The organism is Pseudoalteromonas sp. 31A1, assembly GCF_011378815.1.
Classification (GTDB): Bacteria; Pseudomonadota; Gammaproteobacteria; order Enterobacterales; family Alteromonadaceae; genus Pseudoalteromonas; species Pseudoalteromonas arctica.
In genome coordinates this window covers 111,685-132,140 of record NZ_WTKY01000013.1, presented here as the reverse complement: position 1 = coordinate 132,140, position 20,456 = coordinate 111,685, and the positions used below count along the sequence as shown (strand labels likewise).

Annotated in this window: 17 protein-coding genes and 5 tRNA genes; 5 read left to right on the top strand and 17 right to left on the bottom strand. The window is 39.2% G+C overall.

The window, feature by feature from the left end:
- Positions 1-121: 121 nt before the first annotated feature.
- The 11 genes from GQR52_RS13225 to GQR52_RS13175 form a co-directional block, all read right to left on the bottom strand.
- Positions 122-2,023 (bottom strand): SurA N-terminal domain-containing protein, encoded by a 1,902-nt coding sequence (locus GQR52_RS13225; protein WP_165728741.1) that lies wholly within the window; start codon positions 2,021-2,023, stop codon positions 122-124.
- Positions 2,024-2,194: 171 nt separating this feature from the next.
- Positions 2,195-2,485, bottom strand: coding sequence for an HU family DNA-binding protein (locus tag GQR52_RS13220; RefSeq protein ID WP_157823336.1), 291 nt, complete (start codon positions 2,483-2,485; stop codon positions 2,195-2,197).
- A 183-nt stretch (positions 2,486-2,668) separates the two neighbouring features.
- Entirely contained in the window at positions 2,669-5,038 is a 2,370-nt protein-coding gene (gene lon, locus GQR52_RS13215) for an endopeptidase La (protein WP_165728740.1), read from the bottom strand.
- Between the two features lie 151 nt (positions 5,039-5,189).
- Entirely contained in the window at positions 5,190-6,473 is a 1,284-nt protein-coding gene (clpX, locus tag GQR52_RS13210; protein WP_002958344.1) for an ATP-dependent protease ATP-binding subunit ClpX, read from the bottom strand.
- A 135-nt stretch (positions 6,474-6,608) separates the two neighbouring features.
- Positions 6,609-7,226, bottom strand: a complete 618-nt coding sequence (gene clpP / locus GQR52_RS13205) for an ATP-dependent Clp endopeptidase proteolytic subunit ClpP (protein WP_007580937.1) — start codon at positions 7,224-7,226, stop codon at positions 6,609-6,611.
- Positions 7,227-7,390: 164 nt separating this feature from the next.
- The gene (tig, locus tag GQR52_RS13200) at positions 7,391-8,695 is read right to left on the bottom strand and encodes a trigger factor (RefSeq protein ID WP_007580935.1); all 1,305 of its coding nucleotides are present in this window, start codon (positions 8,693-8,695) and stop codon (positions 7,391-7,393) included.
- 378 nt (positions 8,696-9,073) lie between these two features.
- Positions 9,074-9,150: transfer RNA gene (locus tag GQR52_RS13195), tRNA-Pro, on the bottom strand.
- 70 nt (positions 9,151-9,220) lie between these two features.
- A tRNA-Pro gene (locus GQR52_RS13190) sits at positions 9,221-9,297 on the bottom strand.
- Between the two features lie 14 nt (positions 9,298-9,311).
- Positions 9,312-9,387: transfer RNA gene (locus GQR52_RS13185), tRNA-His, on the bottom strand.
- A gap of 23 nt (positions 9,388-9,410) precedes the next feature.
- Positions 9,411-9,487 (bottom strand) — tRNA-Arg (locus tag GQR52_RS13180).
- 55 nt (positions 9,488-9,542) lie between these two features.
- Positions 9,543-9,619: transfer RNA gene (locus tag GQR52_RS13175), tRNA-Pro, on the bottom strand.
- A 352-nt stretch (positions 9,620-9,971) separates the two neighbouring features.
- On the opposite strand from GQR52_RS13175, the gene folD reads away from it, so the two are divergent.
- On the top strand, positions 9,972-10,826 hold the full coding sequence (gene folD, locus GQR52_RS13170) for a bifunctional methylenetetrahydrofolate dehydrogenase/methenyltetrahydrofolate cyclohydrolase FolD (protein WP_002958348.1): 855 nt from the start codon (positions 9,972-9,974) through the stop codon (positions 10,824-10,826).
- A gap of 71 nt (positions 10,827-10,897) precedes the next feature.
- Here the strand turns inward: folD and cysS are convergent, their stop codons facing one another.
- The gene (cysS, locus tag GQR52_RS13165; protein ID WP_165728739.1) at positions 10,898-12,277 is read right to left on the bottom strand and encodes a cysteine--tRNA ligase; all 1,380 of its coding nucleotides are present in this window, start codon (positions 12,275-12,277) and stop codon (positions 10,898-10,900) included.
- Between the two features lie 155 nt (positions 12,278-12,432).
- On the opposite strand from cysS, the gene GQR52_RS13160 reads away from it, so the two are divergent.
- From GQR52_RS13160 to GQR52_RS13150, 3 genes are all read left to right on the top strand, one after another.
- Positions 12,433-12,924, top strand: coding sequence for a peptidylprolyl isomerase (locus GQR52_RS13160; RefSeq protein ID WP_165728738.1), 492 nt, complete (start codon positions 12,433-12,435; stop codon positions 12,922-12,924).
- A gap of 87 nt (positions 12,925-13,011) precedes the next feature.
- Positions 13,012-13,749: a UDP-2,3-diacylglucosamine diphosphatase gene (locus GQR52_RS13155; RefSeq protein ID WP_165728737.1), complete on the top strand. Its 738-nt coding sequence runs from the start codon at positions 13,012-13,014 to the stop codon at positions 13,747-13,749.
- Between the two features lie 54 nt (positions 13,750-13,803).
- Entirely contained in the window at positions 13,804-14,598 is a 795-nt protein-coding gene (locus GQR52_RS13150) for a transporter substrate-binding domain-containing protein (protein WP_165728736.1), read from the top strand.
- Here GQR52_RS13150 and miaE read toward each other — a convergent pair.
- Complete coding sequence (miaE, locus tag GQR52_RS13145) at positions 14,595-15,356, bottom strand: tRNA isopentenyl-2-thiomethyl-A-37 hydroxylase MiaE (RefSeq protein ID WP_010553847.1); 762 nt, start codon at positions 15,354-15,356, stop codon at positions 14,595-14,597. The genes GQR52_RS13150 and miaE overlap by 4 nt on opposite strands.
- Before the next feature lie 206 nt (positions 15,357-15,562).
- On the opposite strand from miaE, the gene GQR52_RS13140 reads away from it, so the two are divergent.
- Positions 15,563-16,162 (top strand): Yip1 family protein, encoded by a 600-nt coding sequence (locus GQR52_RS13140; protein ID WP_007580923.1) that lies wholly within the window; start codon positions 15,563-15,565, stop codon positions 16,160-16,162.
- 115 nt (positions 16,163-16,277) lie between these two features.
- Here the strand turns inward: GQR52_RS13140 and purF are convergent, their stop codons facing one another.
- The 4 genes from purF to folC form a co-directional block, all read right to left on the bottom strand.
- The gene (purF, locus tag GQR52_RS13135; protein ID WP_007580920.1) at positions 16,278-17,804 is read right to left on the bottom strand and encodes an amidophosphoribosyltransferase; all 1,527 of its coding nucleotides are present in this window, start codon (positions 17,802-17,804) and stop codon (positions 16,278-16,280) included.
- Between the two features lie 18 nt (positions 17,805-17,822).
- Complete coding sequence (locus GQR52_RS13130; protein ID WP_007376853.1) at positions 17,823-18,317, bottom strand: CvpA family protein; 495 nt, start codon at positions 18,315-18,317, stop codon at positions 17,823-17,825.
- 195 nt (positions 18,318-18,512) lie between these two features.
- Positions 18,513-19,154 carry an SPOR domain-containing protein gene (locus GQR52_RS13125; protein WP_165725402.1) on the bottom strand — a complete coding sequence of 214 codons (642 nt, stop codon included), beginning with the start codon at positions 19,152-19,154 and terminating at the stop codon, positions 18,513-18,515.
- 11 nt (positions 19,155-19,165) lie between these two features.
- Positions 19,166-20,431: a bifunctional tetrahydrofolate synthase/dihydrofolate synthase gene (folC, locus tag GQR52_RS13120; RefSeq protein WP_165728735.1), complete on the bottom strand. Its 1,266-nt coding sequence runs from the start codon at positions 20,429-20,431 to the stop codon at positions 19,166-19,168.
- Positions 20,432-20,456: the final 25 nt, after the last annotated feature.

The following is a 20,456-nucleotide window of genomic DNA, read 5'->3' as shown; positions in this document are numbered from 1 at the left end:
GATTTGAAGATCTGATCATGACATTGAGATTTAGTTCAAAAAAATCCCCGCTAATTTCTTAGCAGGGATTTGTGTATAAGAGACAGCTTTAAAAAGCGCCTTTTTTTATGAACTAAATTAATTATTCAACAGTTTGTGTAGCCGTTGGTAAATTAAGCTCAGCATTTGCTTTAAGCGCTTCAATAAATACCATGTAGTTTTTATTAGCTTGCGCCATAGTAATACTTTGTTTTGCTTGAGGGTCAATGTTAGCTGCAACTTGTGCATCTGTTACCGACTTAAGCGCAACAATTGCTGCATCACCATTATTTAAATTAACAAGCTCAACTACTGCAGAATCTGCTGGGTGAGCCATCTTAAATGCTTGAGTCACAATAGCAGGTGAAACAGTGTAGCTTTGACGTGTTAACTGCGCTTCTTGACGAACCGTCAAGCTTTGCTCGTTTGCTACATCGTTTAAGCTCTTACCTGCTTGTACCTCTGCAAATAAGCTACGCGCTTTTTCTTTAGCAAGCTCAGATGATTTTTCATTAACTAAACGCGCTTTAATTTGCTCGCTTACTTCATCCAGTGGTTTAGTCGCAGCAGGTTTATGCTCGTTAATACGAACAATAATTGCGTGCTCTTCACCCAGTTCAATAACTTCAGAGTTTACTTTATCTTCAAGTAAATCAACTGATGTTAGTGCTGTTACAACTGCAGGACTGTTTAACGGCTCTGGTAGAGCATTAAGTGCTAAAAGAGGTGTAGATTTAACTTCTACTTCAGCAACTTCTGCAGCGTCGTCTAAGCGGTCTGAAATTTCAAATGCAAGTGCACCCATTTCTGTTTGCTTTTCGTAAAACGCATCTACTTTTTCGGCTTGTTCTAATTCAGCACGTAAGTCAGCTTTAACATCGTCATACGCTTTAACTTGTTGTGGTTGAATGTCTGTAAGTTTAATTATGTGATAACCAAACTCAGAAGCAACAACCTCAGAAATGTCACCTTTGTTTTGCAGTGCGAAAGTCGCGTCTTCAAATGCAGGGTCCATTACGTCACGTTCAATCCATTCAAGGTCGCCGCCCATTTCGCCACTAACGATATCGTCAGATGATGATTGTGCTAACTCAGCAAAGTCTGCACCTTGCTCTAGTTGTGCATGAAGTGCATTGGCTTTTTCTTTTGCTGCATCATCGTCTTCACTGTTATCAATTAAGATATGTGATACGCGACGTTTTTCAGGTTCTATGTACTGCGCTTTGTTTTGCTCGTAATACGCTTTAACGTCATCCTCGGTTACCGATTCAACATTAATATCTGCTGCTTTAAGCTCAATATAACTTACTGAAATAAGCTCTGGAGATAAAAATTGTGATGCGTTTAGCTCATAGTAATCAGACACTTCTTGCTCTGATACTTCTACGTCCGCGGCAAGCGCTTCTTTATTAATGACTAAGTAGTCAATACTACGAGTTTGCTGCTGCAGAGCAATTGCGCTTTTAAGCTCACTCTCTAGGGCAAAGTCTGTACCTGCAACAGCAGATACTACCTGACTACGTGTCATATCTTTACGTAAGTATTCACGAAAAGCATCTGGTTGAAAGTTCATTTGACGAATTACTTGTAAGTAACGATCGTTATTAAACTTTTCACCAATTTGAAAGTACGGTAGTTCTAAAATTGTTTTACGTACACTTTCGTCGCTTACGCGAAGGCCTAAATCAGCCGCTAGCTGTGATTGCAATTCTTGTTGTACTAAGCGGTCAACTACACCTTGGCGAATTTGCGCCATGTAATTTGGATCAGCGGCAATTTGTGTAAAATATTCACCAAATTGTTGCTCTAAACGGCTACGTTCATTTTGGTAAGCACGGTTAAAATCGGTTTGACTAATTTTAATTCCATTTACTTCAGCAACGGGTTGTTCTGTGGTTTGACCTAAGTAACTACCGATCCCTGCTAAGGCAAAAGATAAAATCACCGCGCCTAAAATTATTTTGGCTACAGGTCCTTGCGAACCTTCTCTGATTTTCTCAAGCATTTGTTTATCTCTTTTTGATCAAGGTATTTTACCTTGTCACATGTAAAAAAAGCGTATCTTACCAGATACGCTTTTTCACTTGAAGTAACTGGCGGTAAAGTTACTTAATTCATCTGTTGTGGTGAATCAGTAACTTTGCACTCGCCATAACTAATGTGTTTAAAACAGTGATTAGTTTACTGCGTCTTTAAGCGCTTTACCGGCTTTAAAAGCAGGAATAGTTGCAGCAGCAATTTGGATTGTTTCACCAGTTTGCGGGTTACGGCCTGAACGTGCAGCACGGTCACGTACTGAGAAAGTACCAAAACCAACAAGTGCAACTGAGTCGCCTTCTTTTAGCGCGCCAGATACAGATTCGATGAATGAATCTAGTGCACGACCTGCAGCCGCTTTAGAAATGTCAGCATCAGCTGCGATTTGATCGATTAATTGAGATTTATTCACAATATCATCCTCTTTCATTGTTATTATCAAGAGCGATGGTTTTTTAAACTAACATCACTTTTTTGAAAATTGTAGAGCAAACTTTTAATGCTCACATGATTATATTTTTCTTAAGCCTACGCCCCATAAGGGCTAGGCTTGAAAACCAGTGCTTAACTTATCATACCGTTTAGATTTGAAAAGCCCTAAAAAGCACTTTTTTTAGCTTTTTTCTTGGTTTTTAGGTGTTTCGACCGAAAAACTCTCAACAGGATGCACTAAAGCAAGCTTTAACACCTCGTCAATCCAAGTAACTGGGTGAATATCAAGACCTGCCAGCACGTTCTCTGGAATCTCTTTTAAGTCACGTTCGTTAATTTTTGGAATGATTACTGTTTTAATTCCACCACGATGCGCCGCCAATAATTTCTCTTTTAAGCCACCAATAGGAAGTACTTCACCACGTAGCGTAATTTCACCGGTCATTGCAACATCTGCTCGTACAGGGTTACCCGTTAAGCTAGATACAAGACCTGTTACCATTGCTGCGCCCGCACTAGGACCATCTTTAGGTGTTGCGCCCTCAGGTACGTGAACGTGAATATCACGTTTTTCGTAAAAATCGCTATTAATACGAAATGTATCTGCGCGATTACGTACTACCGTCATTGCCGCTTGAATCGACTCTTGCATTACATCGCCCAGTGAACCGGTATAAGTAAGTTTACCTTTACCTGGTACAGCGGCACATTCGATTGTTAGCAAATCACCGCCAACTTCTGTCCATGCTAAACCTGTAACTTGACCAATACGGTCGCCATCTTCAGCTTTACCATAATCAAAGCGTTGCACACCTAAAAAGTCTTCTAGGTTATCTTGATTGATAGTCACTGTTTTAGTGTCTTTTTCAAGTAAGATATTTTTAACTGCTTTACGGCATAGTTTTGAAATTTCGCGCTCTAGGTTACGTACACCCGCTTCACGTGTGTAGTAACGGATAATGCCAATAATTGCACTATCTTCGATAACTATTTCAGACTCTTTTAAGCCGTTACGTTTTACTTGTTTAGTAATTAAGTGCTCTTTTGCAATGTTTAGCTTTTCATCTTCGGTGTAACCCGATAAGCGAATAACTTCCATACGGTCCAGTAATGGGCCAGGAATGTTGAAGCTGTTTGATGTTGCTACAAACATGACATCAGATAAATCGTAATCTACTTCAAGGTAATGATCGGCAAAGTGGCTGTTTTGCTCAGGATCAAGCACTTCTAATAGTGCTGATGCTGGGTCGCCACGCATATCTGATGACATTTTATCGATTTCATCTAACAAAAATAATGGGTTTTTAACGCCCACTTTTGTCATGTTTTGAATTAGCTTACCTGGCATCGAACCAATGTATGTACGACGATGACCGCGAATCTCAGCTTCATCACGTACGCCGCCAAGCGCCATACGAACATACTTACGACCAGTTGAACGTGCAATAGATTGACCAAGTGATGTTTTACCAACACCTGGAGGCCCAACTAAACATAAAATTGGCCCTTTAAGCTTATTAGTACGCTGTTGTACCGCGAGGTACTCAATAATGCGTTCTTTTACTTTATCTAAGCCGTGGTGATCGCTATCAAGAATTTTTTGCGCGCCCGCTAAGTCTTTTTTCACTTTAGAGCGTTTTTTCCATGGCACATTAATTAATGTATCAATGTATGAACGCACTACAGTCGCTTCTGCAGACATTGGCGACATCATCTTAAGCTTATTAAGCTCTGTCGTCGCTTTGTCTTGTGCCTCTGCTGGCATACCCGATTCTTCGATGCGTTTTTTAAGTGCTTCAAATTCATCAGGTACATCGTCAAGCTCACCCAGCTCTTTTTGAATGGCTTTCATTTGCTCATTGAGGTAATACTCGCGCTGAGACTTTTCCATCTGCTTTTTAACGCGGGTACGAATTTTCTTCTCAACTTGCAGTAAGTCTATTTCGCCTTCCATTAATGCCATTAAATATTCAAGACGTTCTGTAACGCTTGAAATTTCGAGCACTTTTTGCTTTTCAGGTACTTTAAGCGGCATATGGGCTGCCATTGTATCGGCAAGGCGTGCTGGCTCATCAATACCTGAAACTGAAGTTAGTACTTCAGGTGGAATTTTTTTGTTTAGCTTTACATAGCCTTCAAACTGGCTAATAGCGCTGCGAATAAATACATCTTGCTCTTGCTCATCGATTAAATCAGATTCAATAAATTGAGCATTAGCAACAAAAAAGTCATCGTTATCGACAAAGTCTTCAATTTGCGCGCGCTGTGTACCTTCCACTAAAACTTTTACTGTACCGTCTGGTAATTTTAATAACTGAAGTACAGTGGCAATAGTCCCGATACGATAAATATCATCTTGTTCTGGTTCATCTACAGTTGCATCTTTTTGTGCAACCAAGAAAATTTGTTTGTCTTTGTCCATTGCCGCTTCTAGGCATTTTATTGATTTTTCACGGCCAACAAAAAGCGGGATCACCATGTGCGGGTATACCACAACATCGCGCAGTGCAAGGACTGGGATTTCGACTCGGTCGGTTCTCTCAAGCGTCATTATAGTTTCTCTTCGCACTTCATTTATTTTAAAGATTACTCAAGTATATGGGGATAACCTAATTAAAGTTCAACAATTTTCCCATACTCGATTAAATTAATTATAAAAAAAGGAGCCTAAGGCTCCTTTTTTCATTCAAATAGCTTAAAAACTATTCTGATGCAGCTTTATCTTGTTTATTATTTTCATAAATCAAGATTGGGTCTGACTCACCTTTAATAACGGTTTCATCAATAACCACTTTGCTTACGTCATCCATTGAAGGAAGTTCGTACATAGTATCAAGTAACACACCTTCAACGATTGAACGAAGACCACGTGCACCTGTTTTACGCTCCATTGCTTTGTGGGCAATCGCAGCTAAGGCATCATCGCGAAACTCAAGTTCAACGTCTTCCATACCAAACAATACTGAGAACTGTTTAGTAATCGCGTTTTTAGGTTCACTCAATATTTGCACAAGAGCAGCTTCGTCAAGTTCTGTTAACGTAGCAACTACTGGCAAACGACCTATAAACTCAGGAATTAAGCCGTATTTAACTAAATCTTCTGGTTCTACGTCTTTAAAAGTTTCACTTAAAGAACGACTCGCCGCAGATTCTTTTACGCTAACGCCAAAACCGATACCGGTATTTTTATGGCTACGTTGCTCAATTACTTTATCTAGGCCTGAAAATGCACCACCACAAATAAACAAGATTTTAGACGTATCTACTTGTAAAAACTCTTGTTGTGGATGTTTACGACCACCTTGCGGTGGAACAGAAGCAACGGTGCCTTCAATCAGTTTAAGTAGCGCCTGTTGAACGCCCTCACCCGATACATCACGTGTAATTGACGGGTTATCTGATTTACGAGAAATTTTGTCAATTTCATCAATGTAAACAATGCCACGTTGCGCTTTTTCAACATCGTAATCGCATTTTTGTAAAAGCTTTTGAATGATGTTTTCAACATCTTCACCTACATAACCTGCTTCGGTTAATGTAGTGGCATCGGCCATAGTAAACGGCACATCAAGTAGGCGCGCTAATGTTTCTGCAAGTAATGTTTTACCACTACCTGTTGGGCCGATAAGCAAAATATTACTTTTACTTAATTCAATGTCTTGCTTAGTCGATTGGTTACGTAGGCGTTTATAATGGTTATAAACGGCAACAGACAATACTTTTTTAGCATGATCTTGACCAATAACATAATCGTCTAAGTGTTTACGAATTTCTTTTGGTACAGGTAGTTTGTCAGACGTATCATGCTTAGGAGCAATGTCTTTGATCTCTTCCCTGATAATATCGTTACACAACTCTACACATTCATCACAAACGTATACTGAAGGGCCTGCAATTAATTTACGCACTTCATGTTGGCTTTTGCCACAAAAAGAGCAGTATAACAATTTATTACTTTTGTCGCCGTCTGTAGGAGTGTCAGACATTCAGCTACCTCATTTTATTACGTTGGCCACCAAAACTGTTGGCGGCTATTTCAATACGCTTTAACTATACCAAAATTTATTGGTTTTCGCATAGTAACTCAAAGTGGCAAACAGGCAATCCTGTTCGCCAAGCGCTTACTTTTTGTCGCGATTTGTAAACACAGAGTCTACCAAGCCGTAATCTACAGCTTGCGTGGCACTCATAAAGTTATCACGATCTGTGTCTTTAGAGATAATATCTAATGGTTGGCCTGTATGCTCAGCCATTAAGCGGTTAAGCTTATCTTTAATAGACAGAATTTCTTTAGCATGTATTTCAAAGTCAGATGCTTGACCTTGGAAACCACCTAATGGTTGGTGAATCATCACACGTGAGTTTGGTAGGCAAAAACGCTTACCTTTAGCGCCAGCAGTAAGTAAAAAAGCACCCATGCTTGCAGCTTGACCTACACATATTGTACTTACATCTGGTTTGATGAAGTTCATTGTGTCGTAAATAGCCATACCCGCAGTTACTGAACCACCTGGTGAGTTGATGTATAAAAAGATATCTTTATCAGGATTTTCTGATTCTAAAAATAGCATTTGCGCTAAAATCAGATTTGCCATGTTGTCTTCAACTTGACCTGTTAAAAAGATAATACGCTCTTTTAATAATCTCGAATAAATATCATACGAGCGCTCGCCTTTCGGTGTTTGTTCAACAACCATTGGGACCAATGCATTTAGGGGATCTGTAATACCAGTATTCATACTTATTTAATTCCTTATGCGCTTATACTTATCCTTATTATAAGGAAGCATAGTTATCGTTTTTCGCAAATTTAGAGCCAAAAACTAAAATGGCCCGGGCACGCTGTATAAACAGAGTAGCACGAGCCATTTAATCGTTAGCGAGAGCTTAAGTCAATGACTTATTAAGCACCTTGCTGTGGATTCATGATGTCATCAAATGCTTTTTCAACATCAGTAACAACTGCTTTAGCTAAAATAGCTTCAACAGCTTGCTCTTCCATTGCTACATTACGCATTTGCTGCATAAGTTGATCATTACCTTTGTAGTATTCTACTACTTCAGTTGGATCTTCGTATGCAGAAGCTACCGTTGCGATTAATGCTTCAACTTTAGCGTCATCAACTTTAATCTCGTTAGCTTTAATCACTTCACCTAATAAAAGGCCAGTTTTAACACGTGTTACAGCTTGCTCGTGGAACAATTCAGCTGGAAGCTCTGGCATGTTTTGAGCGTCGCCGCCAAAACGTTGAGCTGCTTGCTGACGTAGAGCATCAACTTCTTGATCAACAAGTGCTTTAGGCACTTCGATTTCGTTGTTAGCTAAAAGACCTTTGATTGCTTGGTCTTTAACGCTTGCTTTAACCGCTTGGTCTAGCTCACGTGTCATGTTCTTTTTAACTTCTTCTTTAAGCGCGTCTACGCCGCCTTCGGTAACACCGAATTTAGTTGCAAACTCTTCGCTTAATTCTGGTAATTCTTGCGCTTCAACTTTTTTCACTGTGATAGTGAATTGAGCCGCTTTACCTTTTAAGTTTTCAGCGTGGTAATCATCAGGGAAAGTTACATCAGCAACTACTTCTTCGCCTGCTTTTTTACCTACGATGTTATCTTCAAAACCTGGGATCATACGACCTTGGCCAAGTTCTAATGGGAAGTCTTCAGCTTTGCCGCCTTCAAATACTTCACCGTCGATAGTACCTACGAAATCAACTGTTACACGGTCGTTTTCGCCAGCAGCTGCATCAACATCAGCCCACGCCGCGTGTTGCTTACGAAGTGTTTCTAGCATGTTAGCTAAATCTTCGTCAGTCACTGTTACCGCTGGTTTCTCAACAGTAATTTTATCTAAACCTTGAACTTCAACTTCAGGGTAAACTTCAAACGTTGCTGAGAATTCTAAATCTTTACCTGCTTCAAGTGATTTAGGTGCGAATGTAGGCGCGCCAGCTGGATTGATTTTTTCAGAAACGATTGCTTCAATGTAATTACGTTGCATTACTTCGCCAGCAACTTCTTGACGAACTGCAGGGCCAAAACGCTTGTTAATTACAGATACTGGAACTTTACCAGCACGGAAACCATCTATACGCTGTGTTTTTGACAGTTGTTGTAGGCGTTTTTTTACTTCGGTCTCAACGTTCTCTGAAGGAACGGTGATAGTTATACGGCGCTCAAGGCCTTGGGTCGTCTCAACAGAAACTTGCATGATTTACCTCAATATTCAATTTTGGCGACTGTTCGCCTTCCTTTACAAACAAAGTGATCTGCATGAGTCTTGATAAAGTTTAAGCGGTTTTTCACACTTAAAAGCATCCGTCGCTACCATGAGATACCATTGCTGCTTTGCCCTTCGGGCACTATGTTAAACAATAGACGCGGCATTATAACCTAATATTTATGATAGTCGAGTATAGGGGGCAATTATTTGGACTAGATAAGGGACTATAGAGACTAACTGAATAAAAAACAGGCTAACTAGGCATTGAATGGATTAAAGTAGAAATTATTTAATAGAATTATAGGCTAACAGATTTAGATTTATAACTTAGAGGAATTTACTTATTATTCTTATTAGATAAGAAAATGGTCGGCGATGCAGGATTTGAACCTGCGACCCCTTGGACCCAAACCAAGTGCGCTACCAAACTGCGCTAATCGCCGACATTGAAGAGTTAACTTCTTTTTTCATACTGAACACTTAAACTGAGAGTTTAAGACCATTTTAAGAAAATGGTCGGCGATGCAGGATTTGAACCTGCGACCCCTTGGACCCAAACCAAGTGCGCTACCAAACTGCGCTAATCGCCGATATTCGTTGTAAATGGGGTGACTGATGGGGCTCGAACCCACGACAACCGGAATCACAATCCGGGGCTCTACCAACTGAGCTACAATCACCGCTATATTTACATGTTTTCAAATGGTGCACCCAGAAGGATTCGAACCTTCGACCCACGCCTTAGAAGGGCGTTGCTCTATCCAGCTGAGCTATGGGCGCATCGAAAACTTCATAGTTTACCAATAAGCTATTCGATTATAATAAATTATAAAAATGGTCGGCGATGCAGGATTTGAACCTGCGACCCCTTGGACCCAAACCAAGTGCGCTACCAAACTGCGCTAATCGCCGAAACTTATTATTGTTAGCGAGTGACCTCGTTGACAACGGGGTGCATAATAGTGATTTGACGGGGTTAGGTCAAACGTTTTTTTAATAAAACCAATCAAGTGCTCATTTTTAGTGCACAATGGTTAAATATTACAATAGTAGGCTGAAATTTAAACTATTTAATAACTCAAATGTTATATACATTAAAAGCAACTTGGCGCTGCTATGCTTTTCTGCGAAAATAGTAGGCACATTATAAAACGAGTTAAATAAAGAGTATGTTTTCTTTATTAGCATTTTTACCCCTATTTTATTATGCATTCGTTTTTAGAGTATCGGTATCTAGTTAATTAACCCCAATTAAAGGTCACCCATGACGGCAAACATCATTGATGGTAAGGCAATCGCAAAACAAGTACGTAGCGCTGTAGCAGAACGCGTAAGTGAACGTGTAGCAAATGGTTTACGTGCACCAGGACTTGCAGTAGTACTTGTAGGACTTGATCCTGCAAGCCAAGTTTATGTTGGTTCAAAGCGTAAAGCCTGTGAAGAAGTAGGCTTTATCTCTAAATCATTTGATTTACCAGCAGACACACAAGAGCAAACTCTTTTAGATTTAATTGACGAGCTAAATAATGATGCCGAAGTTGATGGAATTTTAGTGCAGTTACCACTGCCAAAAGGTCTTGATGCTGAAAAGATTTTAGAACGCATTACCCCACATAAAGATGTTGATGGATTTCATCCATATAACATTGGTCGATTAGCACAGCGTATGCCTGCGCTTCGTCCATGTACGCCAAAAGGTATAATTACATTACTTGATTCAACGGGTGTACGTTATAAAGGGATGCATGCAGTTGTCGTTGGCGCATCAAACATTGTTGGTCGTCCTATGTCGCTAGAGCTTTTATTAGCCGGTTGTACTACCACAGTGTGCCATAAGTTTACTCAAGACTTAGAAACTCATGTTCGCCGCGCTGACTTATTAGTTGTGGCTGTAGGTAAACCTGAATTTATACCTGGAGATTGGATAAAAGAAGGCGCTATCGTTATCGATGTGGGTATTAACCGTTTAGATACGGGTAAATTAGTTGGTGATGTTCAATACAGTGTGGCTGAACAAAAAGCGCATTTTATTACACCTGTACCAGGTGGCGTTGGCCCGATGACGGTCGCTAGCTTAATTGAAAACACACTTGAAGCGTGTGAGAAATATCACAGCTAAGCTGTTAAAAAATTAAAAAGGGTTGCCATTTGGCAACCCTTTTTTAGTTTAACGTGTATTATTTTAAACGCTTATGCTTTACGCCACGTTGTTTTACCGGCTGAATCTTCAAGTATTACACCTAACGCATTAAGCGCATCACGTGCTTCATCAGCAGCAGCCCAGTTTTTACTCGCACGTGCTTCATTACGTTTTACAATTAATGCTTCAATTGTCGCAACTTCGTCGTCATCTTGTCCGCCTTGTAAAAAAGCCTCCGGTGCTTGTTGAGCAACCCCTAGCACTTCACCAAGGTTGCGCAGTATAAACGCTAATTTGCCAGCTTGACCTGCATCAGTGTCTTTCACGCGGTTTAACTCTTTAGCAAGTTCGAACAACACAGGTAGTGCTTCTGGTGTATTAAAGTCGTCATTCATTGCTTTTCTAAATTTAGCAACAAACTCATTGCCTTCTAAATCACACTCTACAGGTTCTACATCACGAAGCGCTGTATAAATACGTTCAAGTGATGAACGCGCTTGGTCTAAATTTTCTTGTGAATAATTAAGTTGGCTGCGGTAATGACCTGAAATTAAAAAGTAACGAACAGATTCAGGATCGTATGCTTTTAAAACTTCACGTACAGTAAAAAAGTTATCTAACGACTTAGACATTTTTTCTTTGTTTACTTGAACCATGCCAGTATGTATCCATGTATTTACATACTTGCCGTTGTTTGCACAGCACGATTGGGCAATTTCGTTTTCATGATGTGGAAACTGTAAATCAGACCCCCCACCGTGAATATCAAAATGTTCACCTAGATGCTTTGAGCTCATTGCCGAACATTCGATATGCCAACCCGGTCGCCCTTCACCCCACGGTGATGACCATGATGGTTCACCTGCTTTTGCTTTTTTCCATAACACAAAATCAAGTGGATCGTCTTTATCTTGCGCCACTTCAACGCGAGAACCTGATTGCAGCATAGTTAAATCTTGCTGAGAAAGTGCACCGTATTGCTCAAACGTTGATACATCAAACAAAACATCGCCGTCGGCTGCAACATAGGCATGGCCTTTTTCAATCAAGCGCTTAACCATAACGATAATTTCATCCATATGGCTTGTAACTGTTGGCTCAATATCTGGGCGTAGCATATTTAGGCTATCAAAATCTTCATGCATCGCTTTAGTCATGCGCACAGTTAAGTCGTTTATTGACTCACCATTTTCGTTCGCACGTTTAATTATTTTATCGTCGATATCTGTAATGTTACGTACATATTTTAAATCGTAACCAATATGGCGTAAGTAGCGCACAATTACGTCAAAACCTACAAAAGTACGAGCGTGTCCAATATGGCAGTAATCATAAATGGTGATACCACACACATACATGTCGATTTTTCCTTCGACCATAGGTTTAAATTGCTCTTTTTGTCGCGTGAGTGTGTTGTATATATTTACCATTTACTTTGAGTCCTTAACTATTAACTTGAATAACTATGTTACCACTTGAAAAGCCCCTGCTCTAGCGCTTTATAACAAACCAAACATCTACTTTGTTAATCTTAGTCAACTACGATAAAATAGCGCCAATATTTAAACCGGATATAGGAAAACACATGGTTGTTCTACACACTAATTTTGGTGACATCACCATTAAAATGTTTGAGAAAGAAGCTCCAAACACAGTTAAAAATTTTTTAGAGTATGCAAATGCTGATTTTTTCAACGGCACTATATTTCATCGTGTAATCGATGGTTTTATGGTTCAAGGCGGTGGTTTTGTTCCAGGTATGGAACAAAAAGACGTAAATGATCCAATTCAGAATGAAGCTAACAATGGTCTATCTAATAAAATAGGCACTTTAGCAATGGCACGTACGCCTGATCCTCATTCAGCTACAGCGCAATTTTTCATTAACGTTAACAACAACGATTTTTTAAACCACAGCAGCGAAACGTCGCAAGGCTGGGGTTACTGTGTTTTTGCTGAAGTAGTTGAAGGCATGGACATTGTAAATAAAATTAAAGATGTAGCAACGGGTAGTACTGGTTTTCACCAAGACGTACCTCTTGAAGATGTGATCATCGAAAGCGTTACTGTTAACTAGTAACGTTTACTCATGTTATGTGAGTATGTAAGCGGGTGTATACTATAAGTATATGCCCGTTTTTTTAAAACTAAAATAGACTGACCTATGACTCGTCAAACTTACTTTATTGCAGATTTACATCTAAGTGAAAACCGCCCCGACATTAGCGCTGCATTTTTTGATTTTTTAAATACACATATACTAAATAAAGATGTAGATGCACTTTATATTTTAGGTGATTTTTTTGAAGTATGGGTTGGAGATGACTACATTACTGCACTGAGTGCCGATGTAGCAAAACATTTAACCGCCGTTAATGATGGTGGCACACCTGTTTATTTTATACATGGCAATCGTGATTTCATTATGCGTAAGCAATATGCCGACATGGCCGCAATGACATTACTTGATGAGCAAACAGTCATTGACTTATATGGTACGCCTACCGTTATTTTACATGGCGACGAAATGTGCACTCAAGATACTGAGTATCAAAACTTTCGTAAAAAGAGCCGTGGTTGGTGGTGGCCAAAATTGATGCTTGCAATGCCGCTTTGGTATCGTAAAAAAATAGCGCGTAATGCCCGCGAAAAAAGTAAGTTAAGCCAAGCTGATAAACCTATCGAAATTTTAGACGTTGTCGATGAGGCTGTACTTGCCACCTTTGCCAAACATAACGTTACGAATATGATTCATGGTCATACTCACCGCCCTAATGTTCATACGTATAAAGTTAATGAACAAACACTTACTCGCACAGTGCTAGGTGACTGGTATACCCAAGGCTCTTATTTAGTCGTTACCCCTCAATCACAAGAATTAATTAGCACGCCTTTCGCATAATTTAAAATTCTGACTATTATTTATCTATATATATGAATAATAGTGAGAGGTTGAATGATTAAGCTGTTAATTTTCATCGTAGTAATTGCCATTCCTACACAAGTATTTAGCAAGCAAACATGGCAAATTGTTACAGAAAACTACCCTCCCTATTTTAGCGAAAACCTACCTAGTAATGGCTGGCTATATGAAATAGCCGAATCAGCGCTTAAAACGCAAGGTATTAATAGCGAACCAGAATTCACGACATGGGATCGCGCTTTAAAGCTATTAGAAAAAAACAGAAAAACCGCTATTTTAGGTGCTTTTTATTCATTAAAAAGAAATGAAGTTTTTTACTACTCTCGTCCACTTGCAGTTGCTCACTCAGGAGTTTTCAAACGAAAAGAGAGTGTTATTAGTTTCGATGGTACAGTTCAATCATTAACACCTTATAGTATTGGCACAGAAGACAATGCCTTTGTAAGCCAAGAGTTTGCTAGAAATAGGGAGCTGGCAATAACGTCCACTAAAAGCCTTCCTACAAGCTTATATTTACTACAACAAGGGCGTATTGATTTAGTCGCGGGTACTAAAGAGGTTGGAAATTATTGGCTTGAACACACTAAAACCGAAGATTCAGATGATAATAGTATTGAGTACTTATCGCCAGATCTTGCTTCTCATAAACTATATTTAGTTGTCTCTAAATCAAATTATAGAGCCAAAGAATACTTACAAAAATTTAATAGAGGAATTGATATAATAACTAAAAATGGACGCATTGCTAAAATTATGAAAAAACATAATTTCAACAATCAGAAAATAGCAGAATATATTAATTTTTTAAAAGAAAATGAGGGTATTTAAACAGTGGGAACACCGCTGTGAAATTTAAAATCAGTATCGGTTGTCGAAATTAACTCTTTTTCTTTTTCACCAAAAAAGTTTACGCGATCGGTAATATCAAAATCAGCAATTTCTTGCGCTAGAGTTAAATAATCTTGGTAATGACGCGCTTCTGAACGTAGCAACGAAATATAAAAATCACCTAAACGTTTGTCAACATGCGGTGCAAGCTTTGCAAAACGCTCACACGAACGCGCCTCAATATAAGCGCCTACTATTAGCTTATCGACTAATGCATCGGGCTCGAACGTTTTAACATGACGAAGCATACCTTTTGCGTAACGACATGGTGTAATACTTTGATACTCAACACCGTACTCGTCCATAATTTCGAGCACTTGATAAAAGTGATGCAGCTCTTCTTTTATCAGCAAAACCATTTTATCGATTAGACCTTGCCCGTATGGAGAACTCGATTTAGGAATTATTGATTTAGTGAGCTTATTTTTAGCAGCCAGATCGCGCCAATTCCCTTCTCGTTTGTAAATAAGCGTTTCAAATGGCTTTAGCCACTCGAGTAATGCATCACTACCCTCTTTATCTACCGCGTATTTACGTATTAAAAACATCGCACTTTGAGCTGCTTTTAATTCACAAATTAAGTGATCTATTAAAATGACTGATAAGTTTTCTTTTTTAATTGCTTGCTCCACCCATTGCTCTGGGGTGGTACACAATAAAAAGTTATTAATCGGCTCTAAAAGTTGGCTATGTGGCACGTTGACTGCTCATTACTAAATAAATTTGATAGACCGTTATTTTAACACGAAATTTTGCTTGGGATAAATCAAAGCCCTTATCTGCGTCTAAATGTTAATAACGAGTTAACTTGACTTTGCAAAATAAGTGAACCATAACTGTACATAGACTGTATAAAAATAAATCAACCAAAACAATAATACGTTCCTTTTATGGAGTAAGTACTATGATACTAAATCACCTCTGGGGCATTTATGCTCACCCACTTGAAGAATGGCAAACAATAGATAATCGCCATGAAAGTTTAACCTATAGTTTGTCGCATATTTTACTGATTGCTTTATTTCCTTCAATAATGGGCTACTACTCATCTGTTTATTTAGGATGGAGCATAGGTGCAGGCAATCCCGTATTTTTAACGCACGATAGTGCACTGCTAATTGCAGGTGCAATGTATTTTGCTTTAATAGCGGGTGTTTTTGCATTGGCGTATTTAGCCCATTGGATGGCGGTTACATTTGGCTCTAAACCTACATTTACACAAACACTTGAACTTGCAGCATATACTGCAACACCAGTGTTTATGTCGGCACTCGCCGCTTTTTGGCCTGTACTTTGGTTTGTAGTGTGTATTGGAATTATTGCACTGGCTTACTCGGTTTATTTACTCTACACCGGCGTACCAATACTTATGCATATCCCAGAAGAGCGTGGCTTTATTTACGCCAGCTCGGTAGTAACGTGTGGATTAATATTACTGGTTATTATTTTAGCTGTAACAGCTATGCTTTGGACAAATGGGATTGTTAGCCCAATGTTTACTTAATAAATTTCACCTAAAAAAAGAGTCGTGTTTGATAGAAATGTTCCCTTTCTTTCCTTCGCAAAAAAGGAGCTAATTAGCTCCTTTTTTTATATTTAATGATTTTTACTAATAACCATTAATCAGCTTCGTTTTCGTCTTGGTTGTGTATTTCTAAACCTGAAGACATTGCACTTTCGCGGGTGCTTTTTGCTGAATCGTTACGTAGCTTATCAATACGGTTTAAATAGTTTTGATCAATATCGCCAGTAATATATTGGCCATCAAATACTGAAGTTTCAAACTTAGTAATTTCAGGGTTTTCTTGGCTAACCGCAGCAATTAAATCTTTTAACGATTGAAAGATTAAACCGTCAGAACCAATACTTGCATTAATATCTTCTACTTCACGTCCGTGAGCAATAAGCTCAGCGGCTGAAGGCATATCAATACCGTACACATTAGGGAAGCGTATTTCAGGTGCCGCTGATGCAAAGTAAACGTTTTTAGCGCCAGACTCTCGGGCCATTTCAACAATTTGTGCTGATGTTGTACCACGAACAATTGAGTCATCAACTAATAATACGTTTTTACCTTTAAACTCGCGATCAATTGCGTTTAGCTTTTGACGCACTGATTTTTTACGCATCTCTTGGCCAGGCATGATAAATGTACGACCAATATAACGGTTTTTAACAAAACCTTGGCGATACGGTAAATCAAGTACACGTGCGATTTCCAGTGCTACATCACATGAAGTTTCTGGGATTGGGATAACTACATCAATGTCTTTATCAGCCCATTCACGTGCAATTTTTTCGCCTAGTTTAGTCCCCATGTTTACGCGTGTTGCGTACACAGACATACGGTCTATTGTTGAATCAGGTCGAGCAAAATAAACAAATTCAAAAATACACGGCGAGTAAGATGCCTTATCAGCACAACTAAGTGAATGGAATTCACCTTCTTCTGTAACATATATAGCTTCACCAGGGGCTACATCACGTACAAACTCAAAACCGTCCGGTTTCAACGCAACGCTTTCTGAGGCAAACATGTACTCAGTACCTTTTTCGGTTTCGCGTTTACCAAATACAAGTGGGCGAATACCATTAGGGTCGCGAAAAGCAACAATGCCGTGGCCGATAATCATAGCAATAGTTGCATAACCACCGCTTACTTTATTGTTTACTTCGGTTACCGCAGTAAAAATATCTTCAGGGTCTAAATGCAACTTATCAGATTTGCTTAATTCATGTGCCATGATATTAAGTAAAATTTCAGAATCTGATGTTGTATTAACGTGACGACGTGCTTCTGAGAATAACTGCTCTTTTAAAGCTTCTGCATTAGTAAGGTTGCCATTATGGGCAAGTGCTATACCAAACGGTGAGTTAACATAAAAAGGCTGTGCTTCAGATGAGCTTGAAGATCCTGCTGTAGGATAGCGCACATGGCCAAGACCAATTGTACCTTGTAGTCGTTTCATATGACGTGTGTGAAAGGCATCTTTCACAAGGCCATTTGCTTTGCGCAAGCTAAACGTATTATTCTCAATGGTAATGATACCCGCGGCATCTTGACCACGGTGCTGCAAAACAGTTAAGCCATCATAAATCGCCTGATTCACAGGGGATGTTCCGACTATTCCAACGATACCACACATGTAATTTATCCTCGCCGATTAACGGTTTACTGAATTTAAAAAGCTCGAGTTGTTTTCTAGGTACGAAAAGAACCATTCAACAACAAAGCCAAATTCTGGAATCAAAATAGAATTGCCCCACCAGTGCGTATTGGGTGCACCAGTAAAAGCATCAAGAAAGAAGAGTAACGCGCTCACGACCAACACGCCTCGTAGAGCACCAAACACTATGCCAAAGACACGGTCGGTACCCGATAAACCAGTACGATGTACAAGTTCACCTAAAATGTAGTTTAGTAAACCGCCTAACAGTAGCGTCGCAAAGAATAATATGGCTATGGCCGCAGCATTTCTTAAAAGGGGTTCAGAAATGGTTGTTAGGAAGGAAGCTAAATATTGGTAAAATAAGCTAGAGATGATAAAGGCGCCAGCCCATACCGCTAATGACATTGCTTCTTTTACAAAGCCGCGTATTAAACCGATGATGGTAGACAATGCAATGATGCCAATAATGGCGTAATCAACCCAGATCATAAGAACCAATTAGTCGCTAATTTGGGGCGCATTCTATACCCAAACATCGTTAGTATGCAAGTTTAAACGGGAGATTACTGGGTTGTAGTCAATACAAAAAATTAACATTATAGAATGGGTATTGTGAGATAAAGATAATGATAAAAACAAATATAAATAAATAAAAAAAGGCTTGTGATACAAGCCTTTTTTTAATTATTTTGTTACTTCGTATTGCGTAACTTTACCATTTAATTTAGTAAGCTCTTTCAGCTGGGGAAGCTGCTTTTGTAATTCATTTTTATCAAGCGAAGGACCAACAAATACCTTGGTTAACGTCCCATTTGGGGTTTTAATCGGTTTAGTAAACGTTTTAAACCCTTCAACTTTTAATTTAGCCTGTAATGCTTTTACATTTGCAACATGTGAAAAACTACCTAATTGAATAACGTAAGCCATACTTGTTAGGTTTTCATCACTTTTACGAGGCGCAATAGGTTTTGGTTTAGCTTGAACCGGTGCCTTAGTGCTCGGTGTAGCTTTGGGTTCAATAGTCGCTTCAACAACTTTATTCTCTACAGCGTAGTCACTCTCATCCATAGCGTTTTGCTGCTCAAAAGCTTCATCGTCAGCTTGAATATCTTCAATTTCATCTTGTTTTAGTGGCTCAGCATTAGCCATGTTTTCATCAATTGACTCTTGAAGATCGATTGTTTTGAACTCAGGGCGATCAGGTATCGCTTTAAAGCCTTCTTTATAATGCACTTTTTCGCCATCGAGTATATTAGGGATAAACACAATTGCTGCGATCACTACTATACTTGTTCCGACTAAGCGATTAATAAAACTTGAGTTCACCGACATCCTCTCTATTTTTTAAAGTAATTAATAGCGCCGGCCACTGTAAAAAATGAACCAAATACAATCAACATAGTATCACTTTGTTGTTTTGGTAAAATTACACTCAGTGCCTGTGCCACACTATCATAGCTATTGATAGTATTATGATGAGATATACCCTGCAGCGCATTTTGTAAATTACTTGCAGTGTCGCCTCGCGGACCACTTAAGCTCGCTAATGACCACTCATCGACCAAGTGACTTACTTCTTTAAGTACACCCACTTTATCTTTATCAGCAAGCATAGCGGCTAATGCATGAATTTTAAAGCCTTTATCTTTATAGCTTGATAACTTATTGGCTAAATAACGCGCCGACTCAGGGTTATGTGCTACATCGGTAAAGACTAAAGGCTCAGCGCTTAACTGCTGAAACCGCCCTTCTACAACTAAATTAGCGAGGCAACTTCGTATGACTTGCTCACTTGGTAATAAGTTTAAAACGCTTAGCGCAGTTAACGCCGTTGCTGCATTTTGACACGGTATTGCTGGCTTATCTATTACAAGATTATGTTCTTTATATTGCCAATTAAAGCTCTCAGTATTCTCTTTGAAAATAAAGTCACTGCCCGACAACGTCATATTGGCATTAATTTCTTTGCCGTAATCAGTCATTGTGTGAGGAATATTTAAATCCCCTATAATAGCAGGCGTATTTTCACGAAAAATACCGGCTTTATCATAAGCCACTAACTCTCGTGTATCACCTAGGTACTCTTTATGATCTAAATCGATAGTGGTGATCACGCTTGCAAAGGGAGTTACTATATTTGTAGCATCAAAGCGCCCGCCTAGACCAACCTCTAGTAATACATAATCGACCTTACAGCGTTTAAAAATTGCCAACGCACCCAAAGTACCATATTCAAAATAAGTCAGAGGAGTGTCTTTACGGCCTTGCTCAAGCTGGTGAAAAGAATCTATATGGAGTTGGTCTGCCAGTTCTTCGCCATTAACTCGTACACGCTCGTTATAACGAATTAAATGAGGAGATGCGTAAGTGCCCACGCTAAAACCTTGCGCTAGTAATAGCGACTCTAAGCAACGTGCAGTGGTGCCCTTACCGTTTGTACCGGCAATAAGAATAATTTTACTTGGAGTGTTTAAAAGGCCAATATTGTTGGCAACATTAGCAACTCGTTCTAAACCCATTGCAATGTTAGCTGGGTGAACACTTTCTAAATAAAAAAGCCAATCATCAAGGCTTGATGATTGGCTAGGAATTGTTTTTGTCATAGCGTGTAATCAGTAAAGCTGAAAT